We start from the raw sequence: 19676 nt of genomic DNA, 5'->3' as shown, positions 1-19676 counted from the left end.
CCCGACAGAGGCATTCCTGTCCGGCATCTGTGCGGGCGGGTCTTGTGGGCATTGCGACCTGGCGATCGAGGTAGTCCGCGGGGTTGCAGCGGACGTCCCGGTAGCCGACCGGCTTGCGGGCACCGGAGTCAGCTGAGGTAGGGGCACTCCCGCTCACGGATGCCGACGTCATTAATGTTCATTGCGCCGGGCGATCATTGAGATCGTTCTTTGTGGCGAAGGGACAGGGATGGCGAACGAGCGAATCACCGAGGACTTAGTCGAGGCCGATCTCCGGAGGCTCGGTTTCTACGACGACGAGGAGAAAGTGATCGTCGAGAAGCAGCAGTCCGCGGTGGAGGCGATCCGCTCAGCGCTGTCGAAGGCCTCGAAGACAGGCAAAGGCAACGTCGGGTACCCCGAGTTCATCATCACTTCGCCGGGTACACCCGACATGGTCGTACTCGTGGAGTGCAAGGCCGATGTCAAGTTTCACGAGTCAGCCAATCGCGATCGACCGAAGGACTACGCCGTTGACGGGGTGCTGCACTACGCACGCTTCCTGTCATCCAAGTACACCGTGATCTGCATCGCGGTCTCCGGACACGGAACGAAGAGCAAGTGGTCGTTCTTCGTTATGCCGAAGGGCACGACTGAGGCCAAGGATCTCGTCTCCCCGCAGAGGGCTCCGATCACCGAGCTGATCGGAATGGATGACCTGATCGGTGCCGCGTCTTTCGACCCCAACGTCCAGAGGCAACGTGAGAAGGACCTGATCTCGTTCTCGGTGGAGATGCACGAGTTCATGAGGGACGAGGCCGAACTAGAGGAAAAGGAGAAGCCGCTGGCTGTAGCCGGCACGCTGATCGCTCTAAACGACGACGTATTCGCAAAGACGTACGACGCATACTCCCCGAAAGACTTGCCGGCGTTCTGGATACAGTCGATCAAGAAGGTGATCCAGGAGGCCCAGCTTCCCAACGCCAAGCTGACGAACATGACACAACCGTTCACTGGCATCCAGGTGCACCCGGAGTTGAGCAAGGCAACGAAGGCGTATCCGAAGGGTCTCTTGAGCGAAATTGTCACGATGCTCGCCGAGCGAGTGATGCCGTTCATCACGGTGTACCACGACTTCGATGTCGTCGGTGCATTCTACGGGGAGTTCCTGAAGTACACAGGCGGCGACGGCAAGGGTCTGGGGATCGTGCTGACGCCTAAGCACATCACCGAGTTGTTCAGCCTTCTGGCGAACGTGAACAAAGAAAGTGTCGTACTCGACATCTGTGCAGGCACAGGTGGTTTCCTAATCTCAGCGATGAACCAGATGATGAAGTCGGCGACGACCGAAGCGGAGGTCGAGTCGATCAAGAAGGACCGCCTCGTCGGTGTCGAGCAAAACCCCTCGATGTATGCGTTGGCCGCCTCAAACATGATCTTGCGAGGCGACGGCAAGGCTAATCTGTATCAGGGATCGTGCTTTGATACGGCGATCAGTAAGGAAATTAAGGGCCATAAGGCAAATGTCGGTTTACTAAATCCGCCGTACGCGAAGACCAAGGAGGACCTCTATGAGTTGAGGTTCCTCGACCATATGCTGGACGCACTCGACAAAGGGGCGACTGGTATCGCGATCGTGCCGATCTCGTGCGCGACAGCGCCGAGTGACGACAAGCGGAGCCTGCTCAAGAAGCACACTTTGGAAGCAGTGATGTCCATGCCGCCCGAGGTCTTCTCTCCTGTTGGTGTGGTGACGTGCGTCATGGTGTTCACCGCCGGCATTCCCCATGCGACGTCGAATCGCAAGTCGTGGTTCGGCTACTGGCGCAACGATGGGTTCGTGAAGACCAAGCACCTGGGGCGCATCGACATGCACGGACGGTGGTCGACGACTCGGGACCATTGGGTCGAAATGTTCCGCAACCGCGAAGTTGTCCCCGGCGAGTCGGTGATGCAGCAGGTCGGCGCCGAGGACGAATGGGTCGCCGAAGCCTACATGGAGACCGACTACTCAGAGCTTGGCAAAGAACATTTCGAGCGAGTGTTGCTCGACTATGCCGTCTTCTCATTGAGCCGGTCGATCGAAGATGCGACTGACGCGGACGAAGCGGTCGTGGAGGACGAAGGATGACCACGGTCGAGGACGTCTTCTGCGTCGAGTACGGAACCAAGCTCGACATGAACAAGATGAAGAAGACGGAGCGACTCAAGGGCGTGGCGTTCGTTGGTCGAATCGGCGGGCTCAACGGCAAGTCCGGCGTCGCAGGATTCGTCGAACCGATTCCCGGCAGGGAACCGTACCCGGCTGGGCTGCTCACGGTCGCGTTGGGCGGTTCGCGACTGTTGTCGACCTATGTCCAGCAACTGCCGTTTTACACGGCGCAGAACGTGGCTGTGCTGACACCGAGGGACCCCTCGATGCCGTTGAACCACCGGTTGTACTACGCAATGTGCCTCAAAGCCAACGACTTTCGTTACAGCGCGTTCGGACGGGAGGCGAACAGGACGCTGGCCAGCATTGAACTGCCCGATTCGGTGCCGGATTGGGTGGATGAGTCGGAGATCCCGACCGTGGACGGCCTGGCAGGCATGGATGGTCCCAGCATGGATCTCGGTGACGCGCACGAGTGGGGCTGGTTCACCTACGCGGACATCTTCGACGTGAAGAAAGGTAAGCGGGTAAAGAAGGCGGATCGCAAGCCAGGCGGCACGCGCTTCATCGGAGCTTCCGAGAAGAACAACGGCATTACCGATATGAGCGACTTGGACCCGATCTTCGAACCGCACTGCCTGACAGTGCCGTACAACGGCAACTCGGTGGGCGTCGCGTTCTACCAGGACAAACCTTTCTTTGCGTGCGATGACGTAACGGTACTGAGGGCAAAGGACGAGGTGAGTCGGTGGGCGTTGCTGTTCGTCGCTGCAGTGATCAGATTTGAGCGGTACCGCTACACCTACGGCTACAAGTGGGGACTCCAGCGGATGGTGAAGACCCTCATCCGCCTACCAATCACAGGAAACGGGAAACCTGACTGGGACTTCATGGAGTCATACATGCGGGGTCTGCCGTTCTCGGCATCGGTAGCAGCTGTGCCGACCGCCAGCGCCTAACTTCTTGATTGCCACGGGTCACGGATCTCTGCATTAGTTAGTAGAGCTAACGGGTCGGTGGGCAGGAGCTTGCCATGTCGCCGCCGAGTATTCCCGAGGTGACGACACGCGGCTCTATGTGACACGCACATGACACACCTCGGGGGTGTCACGAGTAGGCGCGGCTCGCTTGGTGGGAAGAAAACTTCCTGAGCAGGAGAAATTCTGGCTGGAATTTGATCTTATAACCGCTCACTTCTTGAAAGCGAGCGTGGCGTTAAACCCACCGGGGGTTCAAATCCCTCCGCTTCCGCCACCGCCCCTCACCTGCCTCGGCAGGTGAGGGGCCTTTTCATGAACGGTGCACTTGCCTGTCCCCGCCACTGGGAGCGGTCGATGGCGGTCCGGGGGACAGGCGGTGACCGGGTCGACCCGGACGCATTCCGGTGATTGATCCGACCACGCGGTCCAGCTCTGGGGTCGCGTGTCGCCCAGCCGCCCTGTCCAGAAGCAGCCGGGGCCGGTCGAGGACAATGGGGACGCCGCCACGACATCGACCGAGGAGCCATCTACCGATGACCGCTGCCACCGCCGCTGCCCGCACCTACACCTCGCAAGTCGTGGTCCGGTGGTCCGACATGGACATTTTCAAGCACGTCAACCACGCCCGTATGGTGACGCTCCTCGAAGAGGCCCGCATCGACTGGCTGTTCACCGCCGGCCCCGAGATCGCGAACGTCCTCGGGACGAACGTCGTCGCCGGCGTCGAGGTCCGGTACCGGACGCCTCTCGAACACTCCGACAGCCCTCTGGCTGTGACGATGTGGATCGAGAAGCTCCGCGCCGTCGACGTCACCATCCGCTACGAGGTCAGGTCCGCCCACGCCGCACCGGATTCGAAGCCCGCCGTCACGGCCACCACGCAACTCGCGTTCGCCGACCCCGACGCGGGGACGCTGCGCCGACTGTCCGCCGACGAACGTGCCATCCTCGCCCCGTGGACCACGCAAGGCTGACGAACAGCGTCGGCCGCCGCATCACGCTCCCGTCCGGCAAGCCGGTGCGGTCGATAGGTGCGGAGCCTGAGGGGTGCGCGGTTCGGCTTCTGTCGCATTGCGGTCAGAGGGCTCGGCCTGGTTGCCGATCGGCCACTCCGACAAGGTGGGTGCGGAGCGCATGAACGATGTCGGCGCGGTGACACGACGGATGTCCTCGTCCGTGGGCGGTCCATCGCGGAGACAAGCCAGTTGCATTGGCAGGTAGACAGGACAGTGGGCGACTGCGCGGGTCGTGTTTGCCGCGTCGTCGAGGAGGACTGCAGTCAGGTCGATGAAGCAGTTTCGGATGGTCGGGCGTTGAAAGATCCCGCGAGTCGCCACTCGATCGCCGAACGCGCGCGCAGCAGCGGCGAGTGGAAGCTGCGCGACGAACATCAAGCCGAATTGAAACTCAATGTAGGAGGGATGTTTCCATCCGTGTAGGGGGCGTGGGCATCGTCATCGCGAAGACGTCGTAGTCGCGGGAGAGACTGTCGACCACTCCGTGCCATGAATGACGAGACAGGGTGTATCCGTGCAGCAGTAGTACAGGCTCGACCGATCCGGCCCGGTTCATGGATTTCGCAAGGCCCCTTGCGTCTCCGTCTGCCTAGTCATCACAAGCTGGGTGCGGAAGTGTCCAGGGGTGGGGAAGGGGCCACCGGATGTAGTGCCGGGGCAACCCACCACTTCGCGATTCACCGGCAGGTATCGGTGTGCCGTTCCGGCCCCCGCCGCGTGCGCCGCCCGGCATTCGCCCCTCAGGTGGCGTGACGGCCTCGTATGCAGTGGTGGGCCACCGTGGCGCGATGGCCGAGTCGCCCGAGAACACCCTCGCCTCGCCCCGGCTGGCCGAGCAGATCAGGTGGATATCGTTGCAGGGTAGCGCGTTCCGACCTTCGAGGAGGTGCTCGCCACGACCACCGTGACGCTTGAGGTGGAGAATCAAGGCCGTCGAGGCCGTCCCCGAGGTCACTCGGATCACGAACGCCCGTCCCGACGACGCGCGTCGGATCCAGTTCGCCAGCTTCCTGCCCGACGCGTTGCACTGACTTCCTGGCCGGTCCGCAGCCTCGACGACGTCCGCCGAGGGCTCGAGTGGGGTCTGAAGGTGAGGGCGCAGCGGTGGGGCTGCGCGCGTGACGTGCGCAGCCCCACCGCAGGTTTCAGCCGATCAGGTAGCAGCGAGCGACCCGCCGAAGAAGTTGAGTGCGCTGAAGAGATCGGAGAATGCGCCGAAGAACTCGGACAGGTAGCTCAGGTCCACGGTTCTATGCCTTTCGGTCGAATGGGTGTGTGCGGTTGCACATTCGAATCATGGACCGTGAAACTGAGCATTCGGTTCGGCGCGTCTGGCAGATCTCTGGCAAAACTCATTCTTTCCGAGGGTCGGTGGCGATGGCGTGGGAGCCGCCACCCGGTCGGCATGGTCGAGTTCCGCGTCGGCGTGCGCGCATCTGTTGCCAACCGTCGGGCGCGCCGTGATGTGCCGATCCCGTGTGCTGCCGAAAGGGATGTCCGCGCACGCGGCTCACGTTGCGTCCGTGGGCTTCCTTGTCGGAGCCGCATTCTTGCGGCGAGGAGAAGGTGCTGTTCCGTCCGACTCGGTTGCGGTTGGTGGCATCTGGACTCGGTCTGCAGCGTGCCGTGCTCCGATGTAGCCGAACACCATGGCCGGGCCGATCGTTGCGCCCGCGCCGGCGTAGTCGTTGCCCATCACTGCGGCGGACGTGTTGCCGGTAGCGTAGAGCCCCTCGATGACCTCGCCGGTGGCGCGGACCACCTGACCGTGTCGGTTGTGGACCAACCCTCCCTTCGTGCCGAGATCCCCGGCGCGCAGTCGGAGCGCGTAGTACGGGGCCTTGTCGATCGCATCCATCGCGGGGATCGGTAGCGTCGGGTCACCGTAGTAGTTGTCGTATGCGCTACGGCCGCGGCCGTAGTCTTCGTCGTTGCCATTTCGGGCAAAGCCGTTGTAGCGGTGCACGGTGTTCTCGAGGGCTCTGGCGGGCAGGTCGATCCGACGGGCGAGTGCATCGAGGGTGTCGGCGGTGACCAACAAGCCGCTGTCGTACCAGTCGTCCGGGAACTTCTGCCCGGGCATGATCGCGCCGATCTGGTAGCGGCTCTTGGCCGTTCCGTCGAAGACGAACCAGATGGGGTCGTGCTTTCCTGCGATCTGGTCATGCACGAAGTTGACATACGGGGCGGCTTCGTTGGTGAACCTCTTACCGTGCTGGTTCACGATGATCGAGCGCGGAACCGACCGCTCGGATACCAGGCCATGCATGATTCCGTCAGGCCGTCTGATGGACGGCATCCACCACGCGTCGTCCATCAAGTCCAATGCGGCGCCGATCGCCTCGCCCGCCACGATCCCGTCGCCGGTGTTGTCGACCGCGCCGAGGCTGTAGTTCTCCTTTCCGCCCTCGCGCAGGTACTTCCCGCGGAGTTCGGGGCTCTGCTCGAATCCGCCACTCGCCAGCATCACGCCCCTCCTTGCCCGGATCCGGACGGGTTGGCCGTTGCGTTCCGCGCTCACTCCGACCACGGAATTGGTTGTGTCGGTGATGAGCGTGTGCATCGGGGTGTTCAGCCACAGCGGCACGCCGGCGTGTTTGACCGCGAGCCGCAGTCGGCCGACGAGCGCCTGCCCGAGCGTCTCCATGTGTTGACGCAGGATGATGCTCTTGAGTGCTCTCCATCCGGTGGCCAGTGCGGCGCGGCGCCCGGCCCAGGTGCGCATCACCATGTTCAGGCGCACGAACTCCTTCGAGGTGATGTACAGCCCGGCGGGGGTCGACAGTGCACCTGGCCGCAGCAGTCCCTCGTCCTCACCGAGTTCCTTGAGGTCGAAGGGCAGCGGCTCGATGGTCCGGCCACGGGGTCGGCCGCCGGGTGCTTCGGGATGGTAGTCCGAGTAACCGGTGCACCACTGGAACCGCATGAGAGGGCTGGCATTTTCGAGGAACTCGAACACGCGGGGGCCGTGGTCGATGAATGCGTCGATGTTGGCTGCCGGCACCCGATCGCCGACAATGGCAGCCAGGTAGGCACGCACGCTTTCGCGGGAGTCGGAGAGTCCCGCGCGCACGAGGGTCGGGTTGTTCGGAACCCAGATGTTGCCGCCGGAGAGCGCGGTGGTGCCGCCGTAGACGGCAGCCTTTTCGATGATCAGGGTGTCGAGACCGCAAGCCGCTGCGGCAAGTGCGGCGGTCAGGCCACCTGCACCGCTACCGACGACGAGGAAGTCGACCTCGTAGTCGAATGTGCTGCGAGATGTGGAGGGGGGCATGGGGTACTCCTCGAGAGGTGCGTCAAGGTAGGAATGTCCGGCACGATGCGGCTCTGTCGATGGTTGATTCGCGCCGAACAGTGCACGGGCATCAGAGTTTGCTACTGCTGTCGGGGCGCTTCGGTCGCACGGAACCGAACCCCGGGGCCGGCCCGGTGAAAGGCTCAGACGGTGAGTTTGAGCTTCAGTGCGGCGATGGTGTCTGTCGACAGTCCGAGTCCTGTGACGAGGTAGTTGTCGAACGTACCGAAACTCGCGCTGATCTCGTCGAAGCCGGCCTGGAGGAACTCGGGGGAGACTCCCATGAGTACCTTCATCGCCGCACCTGCCTGCTCGCCTTTCGCGGTCGTGACCTGCGTGACGGTCGCCTCGATCGAATCTCTCGAGTACTCGTTGGAGAGGAGGTAATTGCTCATCACGGTCGCGTCGTCGACGCCGGCGATCTTCAGTAGAACCGCGCTGGTCCAACCGGCCCGATCCTTACCTCCGGTGCAGTGGAAGATCTGCGGCCCACCGGTGGTTGCGATGTCGGTCAGGAGGGCCGAGAACTGGGCACGCATCGACGGATCCGTGACGAACTGTCGGTTGGCGTCGGTGAGCAATGCGGCAGCGCTTTCGGGAGTCGAGAGATCCACCGCTGATGTGACAGCGCCACTCTCGGCGTCGCCGATGATGTTGACCTGCATGTAGCGCGCCCCCGAAGGAACGCGATCGGGGTTCTTGTCGATCTCCGCGGTGGTGCGGAGGTCGTAGACCACCTTCACGCCGAGGGTATCCAACGTTGCGGCGTCTTCATCATTGGTAGTCAGTGCGTTGGAGCGGTAGAGAACGCCCTCGCGTACACGGCGTCCGTCGACCGTGCTGTACCCGCCCTCCGGCCCCGCAAGGTCTCGGAAGTTGCTGACTGACTTCAGGCGGGGAGTCTCGACCGCGGCAATCGGACTCGCCGGAAGGGAGGACGAAGTCGACGAGGTGGTCGAGGCGGTTGCGGTGTCATCAGCTGCCGACTGACTGCACCCGGAAAGAAGAACGGTCAACGCCGCAGCGACACCGGCGATCTTGATCCGGGAACTCGACGGCTCTCCTCTGGCCGCGCTCGACATCGAGATCATTGGGCGCACTCTCGATTCCGGCAGGGCCGGAGGTCGCCACGTCTCTTCCGAAACTGCCAGGCGTGCTGGTTGTTGCATCGTTGCTCTCCTTCGATCAGAAACAGATGTTTGCCTTGTGCTGTCGCCGGCACACCGCTACACGTTCGTCGGCCCATCGCTCATACCGAAACCCCCTCGAACTCGAGCTCTACGGCGCGTTGGTAGCCGGCCTCGGATCCCGACAGGTAGCGATCGACGAATTGCCGCCACTTCCGCGGATCATCTGCCGCCGAGACATATTCGCGCTGGAATCCCTCATCCCGCTCGTAGTCCGGGACGCACGCCGTGAAGTGGGCACCACCGGGTGCCACCACCACTCCGGAGACAAGTCGACGCGGAATCCGGACCGTCCTTGTATGGGTCTCGCCGGTCAGCTCGGCCGTCGAAACGATGCGCTCACACGACACGTACGCCTGATCGGCGGCCTTGCAGAACAGGTCGTCGAAGTAGAAGTCGGGCCCCAAGTGCATTGCATTGCCGTGAATATCGGCACGGTTCATGTGCACGAGCGCGACGTCGAGCGGGATCGCCGGCATTGCCACGAGCATCTCTTCTCCGTACGGGTCGATTACCGTGCGCAGTCGGGGGCTGGCGCGCAGGACGTTCGGGCCCGGCCCGGCTCGCGTCGGCAGGTATGGGAGTCGGAGACCCGCTGCGTACAGGCCCCACTGGAGCATGCCCTCGTCGTACTCCTCGACCTCGATTCGGCCGCCCTGCCGTGCGGCGCGGAAGTGTGGATCGAGCGGAACCGAGTCCAGCGAGACGAGCCCGTGGACAACCTTCTTCACCTTGCCTGCCGCGCACAGTAGGCCTACGTCGGCGCCGCCGTACGAAACGACTGTGAGATCGTCGATGTCCGACCGGAGGATCTCCCTCACGAGCGACATCGGCTTCCGCCGGGATCCCCAGCCGCCGATCCCGATGGTCATTCCGGAACGCAGCCGGCAGGCCACCTCTTGCGTCGATATCACTCTGTCCGACAAGCAGATTCCTCCTTCTTTCGGTGATCGGAACAGTGGTTCCACAACTGTGTATCAAACATTTGCTGCGCCGCGAGGCGAAGGAGCAGACCTGAGATTTTGCTGTCGGAGTGGTGCGAGCGAACATCGATGTCGCTGTGATCGTGTCAGTCGGTAGCTGCGCATTACAGCCGATCCGAACGGTGTTCGGTAGGCGTGCGAACCTGCACGATCGACTTCGGGAGCATGAACGCAACAGCCGCACCGACCAGGGTGGCGACTGCGCCGATCATGAATGCGACCTGGAACCCGCGGTCGGTATAGAACACGGAGCCGTGTGTCACTTCGGGCGCGAGTGGCGCGATATAGAGCGAATTCATCACACTGAAAGCGATTACCGGTAGGACAGCCGGGAAAACGCTCTGGAAGACTCCCACGATGCTGGCTGTACTGGCTTGGAGTTCCGGAGGCACGGCCTCGATCAGGAGATTCGGTACAGCTGCGTAGGCGAGGCCCATTCCTGTGCCGAACACGGCAGCGAACAGCACAAGCAGGACCATGCTGCCGTGGATCAATGATGTCAGGGCGAATCCGCTCGTCATTGTCAGCAACCCGACTACCAGCATCCCTCGCGGGCGTGCACCTCGGCCGACGAGTAGGCCCACGATGACGCCGCCGACCACCACCATTCCGCCGATCGGAGCTTGAAGGACTGCGAATCCCTGTGCAGTGAGACCGAAACCGTATCCGAGATCCAAGCTGCTGGGGATCATGGCGAGCATGGGGAGCAGGATCGAGTACAAGCCGGCGGCGGCGTACGCGAAGCCGGCTCCTATCGCAGTCAAGAGCACCGGTCGATTCCCGAGGACCTCCAGATCCACGAGCGGATCTCGAACGTGGCGAGCCGAGATCATCCAAGCGCTCAGCAGCACTGTTCCGCTGATCATGTACACGAGGGTGGAAGTGTCCGTCCACCCTCGCGAAGGGCCGATGCTCACTGCGATCAGTAGGCCCGCAATACCTGCGCCGAGGAGCGCGGCGCCGAGAAGGTCGAGAGTGGAACGTAGCCGCACCGAGGATTCACTGGTGGATGCAGCGATCAACCCGGCGAGGAGCGTCAGGATACCGACGAAGAACCAGAAGATGCTGCGAAAACCATAGTTGTCCAGGAGCCATCCCGTCATGAACGGTGCAGGTATGGCAATCAGCCCCATTCCACTCGTGGCGATGCTGACGGCGAGTGTGACGGTTTTCGGTGGGAACACGTCGCGAATCAGCGAATAACTCAGGAATAGGCAGGGGATGAGGAATCCCGACACGGACCGCCCCAGGAGCATGATTGCGTAGCTCCCTGCTGTGGCGCAGATCAGTGAACCGAGCGCTGCCAGCGACACGCATGCCAGCAGGAGCTTTCGCTTGCCGTGCATGTCCGCAAGCTTGCCGATCAGGGGTGCGGTGATGGCGCCGACAAGGAGGAAGGCGGTCAACAGCCATGCTCCCTGTGAGGTCGAATAGTGTGCCGCAATCGATGGAATCGCCATCGATATCATCAGGTAGCTCATGGTGAGAGTCTCGAGAAGCAGCACCAGGGTCATGAGGGAGAAGGCGAGGCGTGGCGTCCATCGTTGCGCCTGCTGTGGATCGCTCGGTGGCGAGTCTGGCATGCCTGCGGGGTGAACGTCGGAGACCATTGAGTAGGCCCTTTCGTGGGGTCGGATGCGATCACCTACCTGAGACGGACTGTGCGAGGAACGAATTCGGGTAGGTCGAGCGAGGTGGCGAGCCCAGGGAGGGGGTGTTGCCCCTCGAAGATGTAGGTCACATCACAGAGCTTGGAAGCGTTGATTTACCACTACCTGTTCCATCCAGCGGGAGGCGTTGATGCATCCGGGACTCGCGAGCTGCCCGCTGTCGGCGAATTCGAAAGTGCACACAGCCGGGCTGTGACCTCCTACCTACTGCGCCGTCCCGTCAGCCGGTGTCCGCAGGCCTGGCCGCTCGGACGGCGTGCTGGATCGGGTGTCGGCCGTTCGTGGCGAATAGTTTGTGGCGAAGTTGATTTCGTGGCGAGCGCCCGCCTGCGCCGAGCCGCCGCCGTGGCTGAGGCTTCGGGCCGGCCGAGGGTGGGGCAATGATGTCTACCTCGTCTGCGTGGATTGTCCGTTGGGGCACTTCGGCGACGGGAGAGCGACCCCGATTGTGGATCTGTGCAGGATCGGTGGCAGGTGCTGGTTCATCGAATGGAGGCGGTTGGCGTTGTGGCCGAGTCGCATTCGTTCGTTGTCCGAACGATCTCGTCCGAACCTTGTGAAGTGCTTCCGGCGTGTACCGACCCGACGGTTCGGTTCGCTCCGCGGCATCGCGGTCCCGATCGGGTGACCGCCCGAGGAGGGCCGCTGTAGAACGTGCAGGTCCACCGAGTCGAGCCTAACGAGCGGTCGATCAATATTGCGCTGACCGTAGTCAGTGTGGAACTGAACTGTTACTCTCAACGCGATGTCAGCCCGCCTTTCTTCTCTCGAGTCCGGTCGTGCAGTGTGCGCGGCCCGATTCGGCGTGGCGACCTTCCGGCGCGGGCGTAAGGCCATAGACCGGCGTCCCGCGGGCCTGGTCTGGATCGAAAGAGCCTCGGCCGCAACGGCCGACTCCATCTGACGTTCACCTCTCCCGCGTAGGGCTGCCCAGCCCCGCCGGCGTTCCGCATGCCTGTACGTGATGCTGTCTTGCGCGCCACAGCGGAGAATGTGTGAGCTCAGTCTGTGACGTCCTCCACCTGATCCGGGCTGCTCCGACTTGGCAGCCTGTTCTTCGTCTTTCCATGACCGGGCCATCGCCGCTCGGTCGACGGGCGTACCCGTGGCAGGTCACCGCACAGTCTGCGTCGCAGCGGAGCCGTGCCTCAAACAGCCTCCGAAACCCATTCTTCCGCAATGAAAGACACACCTCTCCCATGAATCGTTTCGACAACCGCCGCATCCTCGTCACCGGCGCCGCTTCGGGTATCGGACAGGCGACCGCGCTGCGACTGCTCTCCGAGGGCGGCCATGTCGTCGCCGCCGACGTCTCCGAGGAGGGCCTGGCCACCACCCGCGCCCTCGCCGAAGGCGCCGCGCTCGCCGGCCGCCTGCACACCCTGGTGCTCGACATCGGCGACGAGAACTCCGTCGTCGGTGGTGTCCGTCAAGCACTCGACACCCTGGGTGGACTGGACGTGCTGGTCAACGCAGCAGGAATCCTGCGCGGCGCCCACACCCACGAGACCTCCCTCGAACTGTGGAACCGAGTCATCTCGGTGAACCTGACCGGCATGTTCCTCGTCACCCGGCAGGCGCTGCCCGCGCTTGTCGAGACCGGCAACGGGGTGGTGGTGAACTTCAGCTCGACCTCCGCCGCCTTCGCCCACCCGTACATGGCCGCATACGCCGCCAGCAAGGGCGGCATCCAGTCCTTCACGCACGCACTCGCCCTCGAGTACGGCAAGCAGGGGCTACGCGCGGTCGCCGTCGCACCCGGCAGCATCAAGAGCGGGATCACCGACACCACCGCCTCGTACCTGCCGCAGGACACCGACTGGTCCCTGTTCGGCAAGTTGTCCCCCATCCTGGCCACCGACCAGGAATCGGGGGGAGCCCCCATGGCCGGGCCGGAGAGTGTAGCCGGGGTCATCGCCATGCTGGCCTCCGACGACGGTGCATTCATCACCGGCACGGAGATCCGCATCGACGGCGGCACACACGCCTGACCGCGGCTCACTGCGGCGGCCCGACCCTCCTCGGGGCGGGCCGCCGTAGGGCGCTCGGCGAGTTCGGCGTGGTTGTCGTCGGGACCCCACCACGCGGCCGCGTGGTTGCGTTCTCCGATTGCCCTCTCAGGCAACGAGAGGGGCTGGCGCGCAGGTTTGCCGGCTGCGATCCACGCGGTCACGCAGGATCCGGCCACGGCGCGTCCCGGCCACGCCTCACGCCGCGCGCCGCTTCGCAAACAGAAGAACTCAATTTGACGTATTCGTCGTACAGTTCAGCAGAAGCGAGGGAAGTACGAATGCACACCCAGGGGACTCCGCAAACAGCTGCAGATTCGGCGCCCAGCGCAATTCTCGAACGCATCTCACTGGTCCTGGACGCCTTCGAGGGTCCCGGTCGACTCAACCTCGCGCAGGTCGTCAGGTACACCGGGCTCCCGCGGTCCTCGGCACACAGAATGCTCGAGCGCCTCGTCGGAATGAACTGGCTCCGCCGCGAGGGCAACGACTATGAACTTGGCACCCGCCTGATGCAGCTCGGTTCGACGGCGGTGTACCAGAATTCCGTGCGGAGGGCTGCCGCGCCGATTCTCCACGAACTGCACCGCGCCACGGGGTATGTCGTCCATCTCGGGGTGCTCGACGGTTCTGACGTCGTGTATCTGGACAAGATTGGTGGTCGACTGGCTGCGGAGTTGCCGACGAGGGTCGGTGGCCGGTTGCCTGCGCACGAGTCGGCGATCGGTAAAGCCCTGCTTGCATACACCCCATCCGGCAGCGACCATTTGGCCGACTTCACGCCAGAACTGCACAAGGTCCGCGAGATGGGTGTGTCGTACGACCTGAACCAAATCGCAGGAGGCATCAGCACAATCGCCGCTCCTGTCGGGGACTTGGGCGAAGTTGTCGCGGCGCTGTCGATTTGCGGCCCCGTCGGCTACCTGAAGTTCGATTACCGGCACACGACGCCAGTTCGTGTGGCGGCCAGCGCAATTCTGCATGCCGTCAAGGGGAGAGGGAGGGGCGGAGCTTTGTCGTACGCCAATCGCAATTATCTCGCGGCTATGCCCGCCCCAGGTCAGCGTCCTCGTCTACGTTTCGCGTAGGCGATCACGATCCGAAACGGGGCAGTCAGGCAGTGCCTCCGACGCGGGCCGGGCTCGCCGACACCTGACCTGGTGTCGGCGGGGCCGTCGGCTGTTCGCGGGCGGCGGATGAAGCCCAGTGGTGCGGTGCACCGTCGACGGGGTCCGCCGGTGCCGGACCCTCACATTTCCCCCTGACCTTGGGCTCTGCAGAAGCAAGCTGCGCCGTATTTCCCCGAGACCCGGCAGCGAATCGGATCGGTCCGTACGGTGGGGATGAACCGATACCTAGGGGGTGTGCACGGCAGTGATGGGGCGATCAGCCATGATCGCGGCGGGCCTGGTGGTCGCGCTGGCGATGTTCGGTCCGATGGTCGCGGTACAGGCCGCGCCGATCGAGCAGACACCGCCAGCTGTCGCTGCGGAGGCATACGTCGACCACGTGGTGGAGCTGACGGACCAACGCACGGCGCTGTTCGTGTTCTCGCCGGCGATGAGCAAGGTGGTGCAGGTGCAGATTCTGCATCCGACGGGCACTGCCGAACGGCCGTCGCTGTATCTGCTCGACGGCGTCAGCGCCGGATCCGAGTCGGACTACCAGGAGAGCACCTGGACGCAGAAGACCGATGCCGTCGAGTTCTTCGCGGACAAGAACATCAACGTCGTCCTGCCCGTCGGTGGCACCGCAAGCTACTACACCGACTGGGAGCGGAGCGATCCCGTGCTCGGCGAAAACCGTTGGGAGACATTCCTGACCCGCGAGTTGCCGCCCATCGTCGACGGGCAGTTCCACGGCAACGGCGTCAACGCGATCGCCGGCCTTTCGATGGGTGCGCAGGGCGCGATGACGCTCGCCACCCGCAACCCCGACCTCTACCGCGGCGTCGCCGCGCTCAGCGGCTGCATGGACACCGGTCGCATCGAATCCCAGGCCGGGGTGCGCGGCACCGTCGCATCGAAGGGCGGTGACGCCGACAACATGTGGGGGCTGCCGGACGACCCGGCATGGCCCGCGCACGATCCGACCGTGCACGCGGAACAACTGCGCGGCAAGGACATTTTCGTCTCCACCGGCAACGGGCTTGCCGGCCCGTACGAACTCGGTGCGCCCGACGCGCTCGAGAAGGTGGTCGTGGGTGGACCGCTCGAGGCGGCGTCCAACTCGTGTACCCAGTTGTTCGACGGCAGGCTGACGGAACTCGGCATCCCGGCCACATTCCTGTACCGCCCCTACGGAACTCACTCCTGGCCGTACTGGCAGGACGACCTGCGGGCGGCGTGGCCGACGCTCGAACGCGCCCTGGGGATCTAGCTGTACTTCGCCGTCAGTTCGGTGCCGCGGTGGTGATCCGACCCGGGGCCGGTGGGGCGACGGGGGAGCGGCTCTCCAGGTAGTCGGTGAGTGCATCGAGATCCGTTCCGGCGGAGGCGGGTTCGATCCCCGATTGCAGGGCGGTGAAGCCGTCGCCACCGTCGGCGAGGAACTTGTTGACCGCCACCCGGTAGAGGCCGTCCGGGTCGGCGGCGACACCGTCGACCCGGATGTCGGCGATGCGTGCACCGATCGGCGCTCCGCGGTCGATCCGGTAGGTCAGGGTGGACGACGGGGCCAGGATCAGCTCGAGCACGGATCCGTCGGGCCGCGGCTGGAACTGTTGCTCGAGAACGTCTTTCAGTTGGGCTCCGGTGAGGGTGCGTACCTCGAGCGAATTCGCGAACGGCTGCACCTGGTAGGCGTCGCCGAAGGTGACGGTGCCGTCGGCGTCGGGGAGTAGATCGGCTCGGATGCCGCCCGGGTTGGTGAGGGCGATCTGCGCCCCGCGTCCGCGCGCGGCTTCCAGTTGGGCATCGGCGATCAGATCGCCCAGCGGGCTCTCGCCGCCCGCGCTCGGTTCTCGGGTGATGTCGGCGGTGGTGACGCCGATCGCCCGTTCGGCCACTTCGGCGGACTGGGTGCTGGCCCGGTCGACCAGCTCGGCGACCCGCGGGTTCGGCGAGATATCCTGCGTGACAATCTGGTTGAAGGCCTGCGTCTGGTCCCGGTCCACCTCGCCGGTGGCGCGGTCGAGGCTCATGTCGACCACGGACACGATCCGTCCGTGAGAGGCGGCCTGCATCATCGGTCGCGGGTTGCCCGCCGGATCGTCGACCGTGCAGTTGTACTGGGTGTGGCTGTCGGCGGTGAAGATCGCGTCCACCTTGGGTGTCGCGCGGGTCGCGATGTCGCGGGCGGGGCTGTCGGCGAGGTCGCACGCGTTGGGTCCGCCGGTGGCCTGTACGTCGCCGCGGTGCAGGAGGACGACGATCGCGCGCACTCCGAGGAAGTCGAGGGATTCCGCGGTGCGGTCGATCGCGTCGAGCTCGTCACCGAACCGGAGGCCGGCGACGCCGTCGACGGTGATCTTCGACGGTGCATCCGACGGCATCACGCCGATGACGCCGACAGGCACCCCGTCGACGTAATTCACCGCGAAGGGGAGGGTGGCGGGGGTGCCGTCGGTGAAGCTCATGTTCGCGGCGAGCAGCGGGAACCGGGCGCCGCTGAACTCGGTTTCGAACTGGCAGCCGTCCACCGGGTGGCAGCCGCCGTTCTGCATGCGGTGCAGTTCCCCGAATCCCTCGTCGAGCTCGTGGGTTCCGATCGAGGCCGCGTCGACGCCCATCTCGTTCAACAGGTTCACGGTCGGTTCGTCGTGAAACAACGCCGACTCGATCGGTGACGACCCCCAGCTGTCGCCCACCGAGTAGAGCAGCGAGTTGGGGGCCTGCCCGCGGAGCTGGTCGACATACGCGGCGAGGTAGGCGGCGCCCCCGGCGTCGGTCGCGGGACCGTCGGGCCGGGAGATCTGGGCGCGGGCACCCTCGGGTGGCAGCAGGCTGCCGTGCAGGTCGTTGATCGCGAGCAGCCGCACCGGAACGGTGTCGACGTCCGGCGGTCGGGCGTCGACGGCCTGCGGTCCGACGGTCATCGACGCCCCGAGCGCCGCGGCGAGAACTGACACCCGAACCCGCGTCCGGCGTCCGGACAAATCGCTCCCTGGTCGACACACCGCCCAGAGTCTGCCAACGATTCGGCGGCGGTGATACCGCCGACCGATAACGGTTGGATTACGTCGTGGGCGAGCCCGCCGGGATGCCGGCGAGTTCCAGTGCGGCACCGGTAGTCGCGAACGCGAGGAACGCGTCGTTCTCGTGCGGGTCGCCGATCGTGATGCGGACACCGTCCACGCCGTAGGGGCGGATCAGCACCCCGGCCTCGGCGCTGGCCTCGCCGTAGGCGGCGGAGCGCTCGCCCATCGGCAGCCACACGAAGTTGGCCTGGGTGACCGGGACGTCGTAGCCGGCGGCGAGGAGGGCGTTGCGCATCCGGTCGCGCTCGACGACGACGTCGTGGGTCCGGTGCAGTAGTTCGTCCTGTGCGCCGAGGCACGCGATCGCGGCGGCCTGCGCGACGGCGTTGACGCTGAAGGTGATGTGCACCTTCGCCAGTGCGGCGACGATCGCCGGATCGGCGATCGCGTAGCCCACGCGGACACCGGCCAGCCCGTACGCCTTCGAGAACGTCCGCAGGACGACGACGTTGCGGCGGCCCCGGGCCAGTTCGACGCCGTCGACGCCGGAGCGGTTGTACTCGTAGTACGCCTCGTCGAGGGCGACGACGACGTTCGCCGGGACGGCGTCGAGGAACCGCTCGAGCTCGTCGCGGCCCAGCGCGGTGCCGGTGGGGTTGTTCGGGTTGCAGACGAAGATCAGGCGGGTGCGATCGGTGATCGCGTCCACCATCGCGTCCAGGTCGTGTCCGTGCTCCGCCGTGAGCGGCACCGGGACCGGGACGGCGCCGGCCACCTTCGTCACGACCGGGTACGCCTCGAACGAGCGCCACGCGTAGACGACCTCGTCACCCTCGTTGCAGGTGGCCTGCACCAGTTCCTGGCACAGTGCCACCGAGCCGCATCCGGTCGCGATGTTCTCCCGCGGCACACCGAGCGACTCGGACAGAGCGCCGATCAGTGCCGCCGACGTGTTGTCGGGGTAGCGGTTCGCGATCGCGGCGGCATCGGCGATGGCCTGCGCGACACCGGGCAGCGGGCCCTGCGTCGTCTCGTTGCTCGCCAGCTTGATCGCCCCGGGATAACTGCGGCCCGGCACATAGGTGGGGATGGAATCGAGGTCAGGGCGGGTCACGGGGGTCACGATGCGATTATGCGCCCTGCGATCACGTGCACTGTCGACGCGGTCGTGCCAAGGTTGAACCATGCCGGGAATCTTCCGGGACAGCGCCCCCTTGCGCGCCGATGACGACACCGTCGTGGAGGCTTCGCGGGTACCGCTGACCGCCGTCGAGCCCGACCGCCATGCGCGCGGCGGCATCGTGGTGCTCCACGAGTCCCGCCAGTTCACCCCCGCGCTGATCGACCTGATGCGCGCCCTCGCCGCGGAGGGCTGGCTGGTGGTGGCCCCGCACCTGTTCCATCGCGAGGCTGCACACAGCGATACCGAGGTGTTCGGTCAGAACCTCTTCGACGATTTCGACGCCACCTTCGACTGGCTCGTCGAGCGCGGCATCTACACCGACTGCGTCGGGGTCCTCGGATTCGACGACGCCGGAACGGCCGCGATGATCGTCGCCACCAACCGGCCGGTCGGGGCTGCGGTGAGTGTCTCCGCGCACGGCATCGTCGAACCCCTCAACGCCGACACCCCCACCCTCGTCGAGGCCGGGCCGTCGCTGAAGGCGCCGTGGCTGGGCCTCTACGGCGAGGACGACCCGCTGACCCCGCGCGACCACGTCGAGCGGCTACGAGACGCCGTCGCGAGGGCCGACGCGCCCACCAACATCGTCAGCTACAGCGGCCTCGCGCATCGGGCCGACGAACCGCCGGTCACCGAGGCGGCCGCGGGCGACGAGGACCCGCTCGTCGTCGCGATGCTCGACGCCCAGCGTCGGATCTTCGACTGGTTCGACGGGAACCTGCGGTGACCGCATGGCTCATATGACGCTGACCAGCGGTTTTGCGTTTGCCGGGCATCTCTGTGTAATGTTTCGCCCGGCGGTTCGAAAGGGCCGGCCCCCAAGGAGGCGTGCCAGAGCGGCCGAATGGGACTCACTGCTAATGAGTTGTCCCCCTTAAAGGGGACCGGAGGTTCAAATCCTCTCGCCTCCGCCACACTGGTGCTTCGTTGGGCCAGTAACAAGTGAACACTGTTTGGACATGCGCCCGTAGCTCAACGGATAGAGCATCTGACTACGGATCAGAAGGTTAGGGGTTCGAATCCCTTCGGGCGCACATACGAAATCCCCCACCAGCACCGCTGGTGGGGGATTTCTCGTTCTGTC

At 64.7% G+C, this 19676-nt stretch carries 13 protein-coding genes and 2 tRNA genes; 9 read left to right on the top strand and 6 right to left on the bottom strand.

All coding sequences use genetic code 11. The features are described 5' to 3' along the window. Positions 1-229: 229 nt before the first annotated feature. The 3 genes from AC1RIF_RS17820 (at position 230) to AC1RIF_RS17810 (ending at position 4085) form a co-directional block, all read left to right on the top strand. Positions 230-2110, top strand: a complete 1881-nt coding sequence (locus AC1RIF_RS17820) for an HsdM family class I SAM-dependent methyltransferase (protein WP_492602680.1) — start codon at positions 230-232, stop codon at positions 2108-2110. After that, positions 2107-3090: a restriction endonuclease subunit S gene (locus AC1RIF_RS17815; protein WP_492602679.1), complete on the top strand. Its 984-nt coding sequence runs from the start codon at positions 2107-2109 to the stop codon at positions 3088-3090. The genes AC1RIF_RS17820 and AC1RIF_RS17815 overlap by 4 nt, the downstream gene beginning before the upstream one ends. A gap of 554 nt (positions 3091-3644) precedes the next feature. After that, positions 3645-4085, top strand: a complete 441-nt coding sequence (locus AC1RIF_RS17810) for an acyl-CoA thioesterase (protein WP_492602678.1) — start codon at positions 3645-3647, stop codon at positions 4083-4085. A 1552-nt stretch (positions 4086-5637) separates the two neighbouring features. Here the strand turns inward: AC1RIF_RS17810 and AC1RIF_RS17805 are convergent. The 4 genes from AC1RIF_RS17805 to AC1RIF_RS17790 form a co-directional block, all read right to left on the bottom strand. Then, the gene (locus AC1RIF_RS17805; RefSeq protein WP_492602677.1) at positions 5638-7401 is read right to left on the bottom strand and encodes an FAD-binding protein; all 1764 of its coding nucleotides are present in this window, start codon (positions 7399-7401) and stop codon (positions 5638-5640) included. Positions 7402-7565: 164 nt separating this feature from the next. Then, positions 7566-8504 carry a tyrosine-protein phosphatase gene (locus tag AC1RIF_RS17800; protein ID WP_492602775.1) on the bottom strand — a complete coding sequence of 313 codons (939 nt, stop codon included), beginning with the start codon at positions 8502-8504 and terminating at the stop codon, positions 7566-7568. 167 nt (positions 8505-8671) lie between these two features. Then, positions 8672-9535: a CoA transferase subunit A gene (locus AC1RIF_RS17795; protein ID WP_492602676.1), complete on the bottom strand. Its 864-nt coding sequence runs from the start codon at positions 9533-9535 to the stop codon at positions 8672-8674. 161 nt (positions 9536-9696) lie between these two features. Then, the gene (locus AC1RIF_RS17790) at positions 9697-11175 is read right to left on the bottom strand and encodes an MFS transporter (RefSeq protein ID WP_492602774.1); all 1479 of its coding nucleotides are present in this window, start codon (positions 11173-11175) and stop codon (positions 9697-9699) included. Between the two features lie 1286 nt (positions 11176-12461). On the opposite strand from AC1RIF_RS17790, the gene AC1RIF_RS17785 reads away from it, so the two are divergent. The 3 genes from AC1RIF_RS17785 (at position 12462) to AC1RIF_RS17775 (ending at position 15650) form a co-directional block, all read left to right on the top strand. Continuing rightward, positions 12462-13253 carry an SDR family NAD(P)-dependent oxidoreductase gene (locus AC1RIF_RS17785; RefSeq protein WP_492602675.1) on the top strand — a complete coding sequence of 264 codons (792 nt, stop codon included), beginning with the start codon at positions 12462-12464 and terminating at the stop codon, positions 13251-13253. 299 nt (positions 13254-13552) lie between these two features. Continuing rightward, positions 13553-14359 carry an IclR family transcriptional regulator gene (locus AC1RIF_RS17780; RefSeq protein ID WP_492602674.1) on the top strand — a complete coding sequence of 269 codons (807 nt, stop codon included), beginning with the start codon at positions 13553-13555 and terminating at the stop codon, positions 14357-14359. A 289-nt stretch (positions 14360-14648) separates the two neighbouring features. Further along, positions 14649-15650: an alpha/beta hydrolase gene (locus AC1RIF_RS17775; RefSeq protein ID WP_492602673.1), complete on the top strand. Its 1002-nt coding sequence runs from the start codon at positions 14649-14651 to the stop codon at positions 15648-15650. Positions 15651-15663: 13 nt separating this feature from the next. Here AC1RIF_RS17775 and AC1RIF_RS17770 read toward each other — a convergent pair whose 3' ends face one another. Together AC1RIF_RS17770 and hisC are read right to left on the bottom strand one after the other, a co-directional pair. After that, positions 15664-17307: a bifunctional metallophosphatase/5'-nucleotidase gene (locus tag AC1RIF_RS17770; protein WP_492602773.1), complete on the bottom strand. Its 1644-nt coding sequence runs from the start codon at positions 17305-17307 to the stop codon at positions 15664-15666. Between the two features lie 139 nt (positions 17308-17446). Beyond that, positions 17447-18532, bottom strand: coding sequence for a histidinol-phosphate transaminase (hisC, locus tag AC1RIF_RS17765; RefSeq protein ID WP_492602672.1), 1086 nt, complete (start codon positions 18530-18532; stop codon positions 17447-17449). A gap of 61 nt (positions 18533-18593) precedes the next feature. On the opposite strand from hisC, the gene AC1RIF_RS17760 reads away from it, so the two are divergent. The 3 genes from AC1RIF_RS17760 to AC1RIF_RS17750 all read left to right on the top strand — a co-directional run bounded on the left by AC1RIF_RS17760 (position 18594) and on the right by AC1RIF_RS17750 (position 19626). Next, positions 18594-19319 carry a dienelactone hydrolase family protein gene (locus AC1RIF_RS17760; protein ID WP_492602671.1) on the top strand — a complete coding sequence of 242 codons (726 nt, stop codon included), beginning with the start codon at positions 18594-18596 and terminating at the stop codon, positions 19317-19319. 95 nt (positions 19320-19414) lie between these two features. Next, a tRNA-Ser gene (locus tag AC1RIF_RS17755) sits at positions 19415-19506 on the top strand. Positions 19507-19553: 47 nt separating this feature from the next. Further along, a tRNA-Arg gene (locus AC1RIF_RS17750) sits at positions 19554-19626 on the top strand. Positions 19627-19676: the final 50 nt, after the last annotated feature.

It is taken from the genome of Prescottella sp. GW823-FHT02E09 (assembly GCF_058797375.1).
The sequence above is the reverse complement of the archived record's forward strand: the minus strand, read 5'-3'. Positions and strand labels throughout refer to the sequence as shown.

Coding starts and splice junctions, on each gene's coding strand:
- AC1RIF_RS17820 (WP_492602680.1), top strand. CDS start 230: ATGGCGAACGAGCGAATCACCGAGGACTTAGTCGAGGCCGATCTCCGG.
- AC1RIF_RS17815 (WP_492602679.1), top strand. CDS start 2,107: ATGACCACGGTCGAGGACGTCTTCTGCGTCGAGTACGGAACCAAGCTC.
- AC1RIF_RS17810 (WP_492602678.1), top strand. CDS start 3,645: ATGACCGCTGCCACCGCCGCTGCCCGCACCTACACCTCGCAAGTCGTG.
- AC1RIF_RS17805 (WP_492602677.1), bottom strand. CDS start 7,401: ATGCCCCCCTCCACATCTCGCAGCACATTCGACTACGAGGTCGACTTC.
- AC1RIF_RS17800 (WP_492602775.1), bottom strand. CDS start 8,504: ATGTCGAGCGCGGCCAGAGGAGAGCCGTCGAGTTCCCGGATCAAGATC.
- AC1RIF_RS17790 (WP_492602774.1), bottom strand. CDS start 11,175: ATGCCAGACTCGCCACCGAGCGATCCACAGCAGGCGCAACGATGGACG.
- AC1RIF_RS17785 (WP_492602675.1), top strand. CDS start 12,462: ATGAATCGTTTCGACAACCGCCGCATCCTCGTCACCGGCGCCGCTTCG.
- AC1RIF_RS17780 (WP_492602674.1), top strand. CDS start 13,553: ATGCACACCCAGGGGACTCCGCAAACAGCTGCAGATTCGGCGCCCAGC.
- AC1RIF_RS17775 (WP_492602673.1), top strand. CDS start 14,649: ATGGGGCGATCAGCCATGATCGCGGCGGGCCTGGTGGTCGCGCTGGCG.
- AC1RIF_RS17770 (WP_492602773.1), bottom strand. CDS start 17,307: ATGACCGTCGGACCGCAGGCCGTCGACGCCCGACCGCCGGACGTCGAC.
- AC1RIF_RS17760 (WP_492602671.1), top strand. CDS start 18,594: ATGCCGGGAATCTTCCGGGACAGCGCCCCCTTGCGCGCCGATGACGAC.